General features: G+C 69.3%; 9 protein-coding genes. 6 read left to right on the top strand and 3 right to left on the bottom strand.

Annotation, left to right across the window (positions count from 1 at the left end; genetic code table 11):
• Positions 1–228: SDR family NAD(P)-dependent oxidoreductase (locus ACNPM4_RS03500; RefSeq protein ID WP_448984708.1), on the bottom strand; the 228-nt coding region annotated here is incomplete at its 3' end.
• Positions 225–1085, bottom strand: a complete 861-nt coding sequence (locus ACNPM4_RS03505; protein WP_448984709.1) for a fumarylacetoacetate hydrolase family protein — start codon at positions 1083–1085, stop codon at positions 225–227. The genes ACNPM4_RS03505 and ACNPM4_RS03500, both read right to left, overlap by 4 nt.
• Positions 1086–1209: 124 nt before the next feature.
• Here ACNPM4_RS03505 and ACNPM4_RS03510 point away from each other — a divergent pair, with 124 nt between their 5' ends.
• Entirely contained in the window at positions 1210–2505 is a 1296-nt protein-coding gene (locus tag ACNPM4_RS03510; protein ID WP_448984710.1) for an L-fuconate dehydratase, read from the top strand.
• Between the two features lie 9 nt (positions 2506–2514).
• Here the strand turns inward: ACNPM4_RS03510 and ACNPM4_RS03515 are convergent, their stop codons facing one another.
• A complete protein-coding gene (locus tag ACNPM4_RS03515; protein ID WP_448984711.1) occupies positions 2515–3051 on the bottom strand; it encodes a CGNR zinc finger domain-containing protein in 537 nt (178 codons plus the stop codon).
• A gap of 39 nt (positions 3052–3090) precedes the next feature.
• On the opposite strand from ACNPM4_RS03515, the gene ACNPM4_RS03520 reads away from it, so the two are divergent.
• The 5 genes from ACNPM4_RS03520 (at position 3091) to ACNPM4_RS03540 (ending at position 8450) form a co-directional block, all read left to right on the top strand.
• Positions 3091–4098 (top strand): EamA family transporter, encoded by a 1008-nt coding sequence (locus tag ACNPM4_RS03520; RefSeq protein ID WP_448984712.1) that lies wholly within the window; start codon positions 3091–3093, stop codon positions 4096–4098.
• A 37-nt stretch (positions 4099–4135) separates the two neighbouring features.
• Positions 4136–4801, top strand: a complete 666-nt coding sequence (locus ACNPM4_RS03525; protein ID WP_372467481.1) for a GntR family transcriptional regulator — start codon at positions 4136–4138, stop codon at positions 4799–4801.
• Between the two features lie 3 nt (positions 4802–4804).
• On the top strand, positions 4805–6331 hold the full coding sequence (locus tag ACNPM4_RS03530; RefSeq protein WP_448984713.1) for an MmgE/PrpD family protein: 1527 nt from the start codon (positions 4805–4807) through the stop codon (positions 6329–6331).
• Positions 6331–7239 carry a methylisocitrate lyase gene (gene prpB / locus ACNPM4_RS03535; protein ID WP_448984714.1) on the top strand — a complete coding sequence of 303 codons (909 nt, stop codon included), beginning with the start codon at positions 6331–6333 and terminating at the stop codon, positions 7237–7239. Before ACNPM4_RS03530 ends, prpB begins: the two co-directional genes overlap by 1 nt.
• A gap of 77 nt (positions 7240–7316) precedes the next feature.
• A complete protein-coding gene (locus ACNPM4_RS03540; protein WP_448984715.1) occupies positions 7317–8450 on the top strand; it encodes a bifunctional 2-methylcitrate synthase/citrate synthase in 1134 nt (377 codons plus the stop codon).
• Positions 8451–8482: the final 32 nt, after the last annotated feature.

The following is an 8482-nucleotide window of genomic DNA, read 5'->3' on the forward strand; positions in this document are numbered from 1 at the left end:
GATGTCGATGCGCCCGAACCTCTCGGCCACGGCCGCGACGGCCGCGTCGACGCTTGCACGATCCGAGACGTCGGCGGTGAAGGCCGTGAACGCGGGGTCGGCCGCGGCGGTGTCGCGGTCGAGGATCGCGATGGTCGCCCCGTCGGCGCGCAGGCGCTGTGCGATCGCCGCACCGATCCCGGATGCTCCGCCGGTGACGATCGCCACCAGTCCGTCGAGTGCGCTCATCTCTGTGCCTCCCATGCCACGAACTCCTGCCGCTGCCGGCCGAGGCCGTCGATCTCGATCTCGACCACGTCGCCGGGTGCGAGGTAGGGGTACGTGCCCGAGAGGGCCACGCCCTGCGGGGTGCCGGTGAGGATCAGGTCGCCCGGCTCGAGCGTCACGTACTGCGACAGGTGGTGCACGATGTGCTCGACCGTGAAGATCATGTCGCTCGTGTTCGAGTCCTGCCGCGGCTCGCCGTTGACGAAGCTGCGCAGTCCGAGCGCGTGGTGGTCGACCTCGTCGGGAGTGACGAGCCACGGGCCGGTGGGGTTGAATCCCGGGGCGATCTTGCCCTTGGACCACTGCCCGCCCGACACCTCGATCTGGAACGCCCGCTCCGAGACGTCGTTCGCGGCGACGAAGCCGGCCACGTGGGCGAGCGACTCCTCGGGGGAGTCGAGGTAGGCCGCGCGAGCGCCGATCACGATGCCGAGCTCGACCTCCCAGTCGGTCTTCTCGCTGCCGCGGGGGATCGTCACCGCGTCGTCGGGTCCGACCACCGTGTTGGGCGTCTTCAGGAAGAGGATGGGGATGGTCGGCGGCTCCGAACCCGACTCGGCCGCGTGGGCGGCGTAGTTCATGCCGATGCAGATCACGGCGCTCGGACGGGCGATCGGTGCGCCGATGCGCATCGCCGCGGCATCCGCGAGTTCCGGAAGCTCCCCGGCATCGCGGGCCGCCGAGACCCTGGCGACGAAGTCGCTCTCGAGGAAGTCGCCGTTCACATCGGATGTCAGAGAGCGGAGGTCGAGGTAGTGGTCACCCTCCACGAGGACGGGGATCTCCGTGCCGGGGGTGCCGAGCCGCGCGAACTTCATGATTCTCCTGATCGGTGGGGAGGCCACGACGCTGCGGCCCATCTCGTTGACAGTATAGACATCGGATGTTTACACTCCAAGGTATCCGCACGGAAGAGATCCGCCGTGCATGGAGAGGACCCCCGTGACCCGTATCGTCGCCCTCGACACCACCGACATCCGCTTCCCGACGTCGTTGAGCCTGGATGGTTCGGACGCGATGAACCCCGACCCCGACTACTCCGCCGCGTACGTGATCGTGCGCACGGACGCCGAGGACGGCATCGAGGGGCACGCGTTCGTCTTCACGATCGGGCGGGGCAACGACGTGCAGGTCGCCGGGATCGACGCGCTCGCGGACCACCTCGTCGGCCGCGAGCTCGAACCCCTGCTCGACGACATGGGCGGCACTTACCGGGCGATCATCGGCGACTCGCAGCTGCGGTGGCTCGGCCCCGAGAAGGGCGTCATGCACATGGCCATCGGCGCCGTCATCAACGCCCTGTGGGACATCAAGGCCAAGCGCGCGGGGCTGCCCCTCTGGCAGCTGCTCGCCCGCATGACCCGGGAAGAACTCGTCGACCTCGTCGACTTCCGCTACCTCACGAACGCCCTCACCCGCGAGGACGCCCTCGACATCCTGCGTGCCGTCGAGCCGGGGCGTGCCGAACGGGAAGAGCAGCTGCTCGCCACCGGGTACCCGGCCTACACGACGAGTCCCGGCTGGCTCGGATACTCCGACGAGAAGCTCGAGCGGCTCGCCCGCGAGGCCATGGCCGACGGCTTCACGCAGATCAAGCTCAAGGTCGGCGCCGACCTGCAGGACGATATCCGTCGCTTCCGCAAGGCGCGTGAGGTGTGTGGACCGGACTTCCCCATCGCGATCGACGCGAACCAGCGCTGGGAGGTGTCGGAGGCGATCGAGTGGGTGAATGCGCTCGCCGAGTTCCACCCCGCGTGGATTGAGGAGCCGACCAGCCCCGATGACGTGCTCGGGCACGCCGAGATCGCGCGCGGCGTGGCACCGATCCGCGTCGCCACCGGCGAGCACGCCCAGAACCGTGTCATCTTCAAGCAGCTGCTGCAGGCGGATGCCATCTCCGTCATGCAGATCGATGCCGTGCGCGTCGGCGGCGTCAACGAGAACATCGCCAACCTGCTGCTCGCCGCCAAGTTCGGCGTGCCGGTGTGCCCGCACGCGGGTGGGGTGGGCCTGTGCGAAGCGGTGCAGCACCTGTCGATGTTCGACTTCGTCGCGGTCACCGGCACCCGCGAGGGCCGCATGATCGAGTTCGTCGACCACCTGCACGAGCACTTCGTCGTGCCGACCGACATCCGCGGTGGCTCCTACATGGCGCCGACGGCGCCCGGGAACGGCATGGAGATGAAGGCCGACACCATCGCGGCGTACACCTGGCGGGGCGCGTACATCGGCGCCTGAGTTCGTGCGTCAGTCCGCGGCCCGGCGCGCGCGATAGGCGGCGACGGCGTTGCGGTTCGCGCAGGTCGTCGAGCAGTAGCGCTTCGAGCGGTTGCGGGAGAGATCCAGGGCGATCGCCAGGCAGGTGTCATCCGCACACACGGAGAGGCGCGAGCCCTCCTCGGCGCGGATGACGTCGATCAGCGCCATCGCGGTCTCGATCAGCACGCGCTCCGCCAGCGGATGCTCGTCGGCCACGGCATGGAGGTGCCAATCGACCCCGTCGTGGCGGAGCAGTCGCGGGGTGAGGCGGGACTCGGCGAGGGCGGCGTTGACGAGTTCGGCCATCTCGTCGCGCGGCGCCAGCAGCATGGATCGCAGACGCGGGCGCAGGCGGCGCAGGGAGGCGAGCTCGTCCTCATCGCGGTCGAGTCGTCCGGTGTAGGGGAACTCGCGGAGGAAGGCGCGCTCGTCGTCGAGGTCGACCAGCGTGTCCGGATCCTCGGCCGAGTTCACGAGCCACACGGCGGCGCGGAGACCCTCTTGGGTGTCATCGCTGAAGATCACGTTGACATCTTACAGCGTGCGCGAGTAGCGTCATCGATCATGGGCAGGGTGAGTGATGACAGCGTGGCGGTCGCGTCCGCACGCGGTGTGCGCCTGGGGCTGCCGCTCGCCATCGCGGCCGCGCTGTCGTTCGGCATGTCCGGCGCGTGGGCGCGCGGGCTCATCGACGCGGGGTGGACGCCGGGGGCCGCGGTCACCGCACGCATCTGGGTGGCGGCCCTCGTGCTGCTCATCCCCACGATCCTGTCGCTGCGCGGGCGGTGGGGTCTCCTTCGCCGCAACGCCGGCATGATCCTCGCCTACGGACTGCTCGCCGTCACCGCGACCCAGCTCTTCTACTTCCAGGCCGTCGCCGTCATGGATGTGGGGCTGGCGCTGCTCATCGAGTACACGGCACCGGTCGCGGTGCTGCTGTGGCTGTGGCTGCGACGGGGGGAGCGGCCGACGCGCCGCAGCATCATCGGGGCGATCATCGCCATCGTCGGGCTGGTGCTCATGCTCGACATCCTCACGGGGGCCGATGTCGACGTGGCCGGCATCCTGTGGGCGCTCGGAGCCATGGTCGGGGCGGCGACGTACTTCGTGCTCTCGGCCAGAGTCGACACGGGGCTGCCGCCGCTCGCGCTCGCCGGCAGCGGGCTGCTGATCGGTGCACTCGGTCTCACGGCGGCCGGGGCGATCGGCGTCCTGCCGATCGCGTGGACGACCGACGACATCGCCTACCGTTTCGGCAGTGTGCCCTGGTTCGTCCCCGTGCTGGCGATCGGTGTCGTGGCGACGGCCCTCGCGTACCTGCTCGGCATCGCCTCGACGCGGATGCTGGGTTCGCGGCTCGCCTCCTTCGTTGCGCTCGCCGAGGTGGTCGCCGCGCTCCTGTTCGGCTGGCTGCTGCTCGGCCAGCTTCCCGATCTGCTGCAGGGGCTCGGCGGGGTGCTCGTTCTCGTGGGGGTCGTCGTGGTCAAGCTGGGGGAGCCCGTCGCTCCGGAGTTCGTGGAGCCGGTGCCCGCCCCCGGGAATGTATACGGGAAGCCCGTAGAAAAAGACTGAGAGGCCCGTCCCGCTCCTTTATGTATACACTGAGGGCATGCCCCCTGTTGTCGAGCGCTTCTCCGCGAGTGATCGCGCGTACACGGCCCTGCTCGACGACATCCAGTCGGGTGCTCTTCCGGCCGGCTTCGTTCTCGGGGAGGTCGAGCAGGCCGAGCGTCTCGGTGTGAGTCGCACTCCGATGCGGGAGGCGCTGCGCCGACTGGCCGGCGACGGTCTCGTCGTCCAGCAGTCGCCGCGCGTGACCGTGGTCGCCGACCTGGATGCCGACGACATCCGCTCGCTGTTCGAGATCCGCCGCGCGCTGGAGGAGAGCTCCGCCCGGCTCGCCGCCGTGCGGGGGGACGCCGGTCTGTTCGCCGAGCTCGCCGCGGAGTTCGCGCACGTCGACCTCACCGGTCCCGCAGGCCGTGACGCCTACTACGCGCTGATCGCCCGGTTCGACGGTGCCCTCGATGCGGCCGTCGCGAACGACTACATCGCCTCGGCCCTGCGCACCGTGCGCACGCACCTCGTGCGCGTGCGCCGGATGGCCCGCGACAAGCCCGCCCGACTCGCGGCATCCGCCGCCGAGCACCGCACGATCGCCGAGGCGCTCGCCGCCCGCGACGGCGACCTCGCCGCCCATGCCACCCACGTGCACCTGCACAACGCCCTCACCGGCATCCTCGACTCTCTCGACTCCAGCAACAGCGAAGGATAAGAAATGACCGTCACCCATCACGTCCGTGTGCACCGCAGCGACGAGAACCTCGCGCGCGAAGACCAGCTCGCCTGGAAGATCGCCGAGGTCGCCGCCGACCGGGTCGAGGTCGAGCAGGACGTCGTCGACATGATCATCAACCGCATCATCGACAACGCCTCGGTGGCCGCGGCATCCCTCACCCGCGCGCCGATCAACGCCGCCCGCGCGCAGGCGTTCAGCCACCCCGTCTCCACCGGCGGAGTCGGAGCGAACCTGTTCGGTGCGGCGCTCGACCACCGCACCAGCCCCGAGTGGGCGGCCTGGGCGAACGGCGTGGCCGTGCGCGAACTCGACTACCACGACACGTTCCTCGCGGCGGAGTACTCGCACCCCGGCGACAACATCCCGCCGATCCTCGCGGTCGCCCAGCACACCGGCAAGGACGGTCGGGCGCTCGTGCGCGGCATCGCGACCGGCTACGAGATCCAGATGGACCTCGTGCGCGCGATCTGCCTGCACAAGCACAAGATCGACCACGTCGCCCACCTCGGCCCGTCGGCGGCCGCCGGCATCGGCACCCTGCTCGGGCTCGACGTCGAGACGATCTACCAGGCTGTGGGCCAGGGTCTGCACACGACGACCGCCACTCGGCAGAGCCGCAAGGGCGAGATCTCCACCTGGAAGGCGCACGCCCCGGCCTTCGCGGGCAAGATGGCCGTCGAGGCGGTCGACCGGGCCATGCGCGGGCAGACCAGCCCCGCGCCGATCTACGAGGGCGAAGACGGTGTGATCGCGTGGATGCTCGACGGCAAGGACGCGTCCTACGACGTGCCGCTGCCCGCCGCGGGCGAGCCCAAGCGCGCGATCCTCGACTCGTACACGAAGGAGCACTCGGCCGAGTATCAGGCGCAGGCGCTCATCGACCTCGCCCGCAAGCTCGGGATCGAGAACCCGGCGCTGCGTGACCCCGAGAACATCGACTCGATCGTCATCCACACCAGCCACCACACGCACAACGTGATCGGCTCCGGCGCGAACGACCCGCAGAAGTACGACCCGACCGCATCGCGCGAGACCCTCGACCACTCGGTGCCGTACATCTTCGCGGTCGCGCTGCAGGACGGCGGCTGGCACCACGTCGACTCCTACGCCCCCGAGCGTGCGGGCCGCGCCGACACGGTCGCGCTGTGGCACAAGATCACCACGGCGGAGGACGCCGAGTGGACCCGCCGCTACCACTCCGAGGACCCGGCCGAGAAGGCCTTCGGCGGTCGCGTCGAGATCCGCCTGACCGACGGCTCGACCGTGGTCGACGAGATCGCCGTGGCCGACGCGCATCCGCTGGGCGCCCGTCCGTTCGCGCGCGAGAACTACATCGCCAAGTTCCGTCTGCTCGCCGAGCCCGTGTTGGAGCCGGCTGAGATCGAGCGGTTCCTTTCCCTCGTGCAGCGCCTGCCCGAGCTCACAGCCGCCGAGGTCGGCGAGCTGTCGATCGTCGCCAAGCCCGGGCTGCTCGAGGCTGCCCCGGCGCCTGCGGGACTCTTCTGATGCTGTACTCCACCGTCACGCCCGCCGAGAAGCGGCGGCTGTTCCGGGAGCGGCTGGCGAGCGGCGAACTGCTGCGATTCCCAGGAGCCTTCAACCCGCTGAGCGCCCGCCTGATCGAGCAGAAGGGCTTCGACGGGGTCTACATCTCCGGCGCCGTGCTCTCCGCCGACCTGGGGCTGCCCGACATCGGCCTTACGACGCTGACCGAGGTGGCCGGCCGTGCGAAGCAGATCGCCCGCATGACCGACCTCCCCGCGATCGTCGACGCCGACACCGGCTTCGGCGAGCCGATGAACGTCGCCAGGACGATCCAGGAGCTCGAAGATGCGGGGCTCGCCGGCACGCACATCGAGGACCAGATCAATCCGAAGCGCTGCGGCCACCTCGACGGCAAGGCCGTCGTCGACGAGAACACCGCGATCAAGCGCATCCGGGCTGCCGCCGACGCCCGCCGCGACGAGAACTTCCTCATCATGGCGCGCACCGACATCCGCGCGATCGAGGGGCTGGATGCCGCGATCGATCGGGCCAAGGCGCTGGTGGATGCCGGTGCCGACGCGATCTTCCCCGAGGCGATGCGCACGCTCGCCGAGTTCGAGGCGATGGCCGAGGCGCTCGACGTGCCGATCCTCGCGAACATGACCGAGTTCGGCAAGAGCGAGCTGTTCTCCACGGACCAGCTGCGGGATGCCGGCGTCAACCTGGTCATCTGGCCGGTGTCGCTGCTGCGCATCTCGATGGGGGCCGCAGGCCGTGCTCTCGATACGCTGAACGACGAGGGGCACCTGACCTCGAAGCTCGGCGAGATGCAGCACCGCGCCGATCTCTACGATCTGATCGACTACGAGTCGTACAACCATTTCGACTCCGGCGTCTTCAACTTCACAGTCGACAACACCGGTCGCTGAGCGCAGCGAAGCGGACATCCGACCCGGTTGCTGAGCGAGGAGCGAAGCGACGAGTCGAAGTACACGAAGGAGTGACCATGACCGAGCCGGACATCAAGAAGGGCCTCGCGGGGGTCGTCGTCGACACGACCGCGATCTCGAAGGTCAACCCCGAGACGAACAGCCTGCTCTACCGCGGCTACCCCGTGCAGGAGTTGGCCGACACGCAGCCGTTCGAGGCCGTCGCCTACCTCCTCTGGAACGGCGAGCTGCCGACGCCGGAAGAGCTCGCGGCGTTCCGGCTCGAGGAGCGCAAGAACCGCGCACTCGCCGACAACGTCAAGGCCGCGATCGACCTGGTGCCGCTCGACGCCCACCCGATGGACGAGGTCCGCACCGCGGTCAGCCTGATCGGCGCCTCCGACCCCGGTGCGGGCGGTTCGGTGCTCGACGCCGGTGGCAGCCCCGAACAGAACCTCGAGCGCAGCATCCGTCTGTTCGCCGCTCTGCCCGCGATCGTCGCCTACGGTCAGCGTCGCCGTCGCGGGGAGGAGATCATCGCCCCGCGCGACGACCTCGACTACTCCGCGAACTTCCTCTGGATGACGTTCGGCGAAGAGGCGGACGAGGTCGTGGTCGACGCCTTCAACCGCTCGATGATCCTGTACGCGGAGCACTCCTTCAACGCCTCGACGTTCACGGCGCGCGTCATCACCTCGACCCTGAGCGACATCTACTCGGCGGTGGTCGGCGCGATCGGCGCCCTCAAGGGACCGCTGCACGGTGGGGCCAACGAGGCCGTGCTGCACATCTTCGACGACATCGGCACGGCCGAGAACGTCGTGCCCTGGCTCGACAAGGCGCTCTCCGAGAAGCGCAAGATCATGGGCTTCGGGCACCGCGTGTACAAGAAGGGCGACTCCCGGGTGCCGACCATGAAGGCGGCGCTCGACACCCTGGTGGAGCACTACGACCGCCCCGAGGTCGCGGCCCTCTACGATGCTCTCGAGTCGGAGTTCGTCGCGCGCAAGGGCATCTACCCGAACCTCGACTACCCGTCGGGTCCGGCGTACAACCTGATCGGCTTCGACACCCTGACCTTCACGCCACTCTTCGTGGCGGCGCGGGTGACGGGGTGGACCGCGCACGTGATCGAGCAGGCCGGATCGAACGCGCTGATCCGTCCGCTGTCCTTCTACGACGGCCCCGACGAGCGGCACATCGAGAGCTGACTCCTGACAAGAGAGAACGCACCCCCGGGTGC

Source organism: Microbacterium umsixpiens (genome assembly GCF_053543675.1).

Coding starts and splice junctions, on each gene's coding strand:
- ACNPM4_RS03505 (WP_448984709.1), bottom strand. CDS start 1,085: ATGAAGTTCGCGCGGCTCGGCACCCCCGGCACGGAGATCCCCGTCCTC.
- ACNPM4_RS03520 (WP_448984712.1), top strand. CDS start 3,091: ATGGGCAGGGTGAGTGATGACAGCGTGGCGGTCGCGTCCGCACGCGGT.
- ACNPM4_RS03525 (WP_372467481.1), top strand. CDS start 4,136: ATGCCCCCTGTTGTCGAGCGCTTCTCCGCGAGTGATCGCGCGTACACG.
- ACNPM4_RS03530 (WP_448984713.1), top strand. CDS start 4,805: ATGACCGTCACCCATCACGTCCGTGTGCACCGCAGCGACGAGAACCTC.
- prpB (WP_448984714.1), top strand. CDS start 6,331: ATGCTGTACTCCACCGTCACGCCCGCCGAGAAGCGGCGGCTGTTCCGG.
- ACNPM4_RS03540 (WP_448984715.1), top strand. CDS start 7,317: ATGACCGAGCCGGACATCAAGAAGGGCCTCGCGGGGGTCGTCGTCGAC.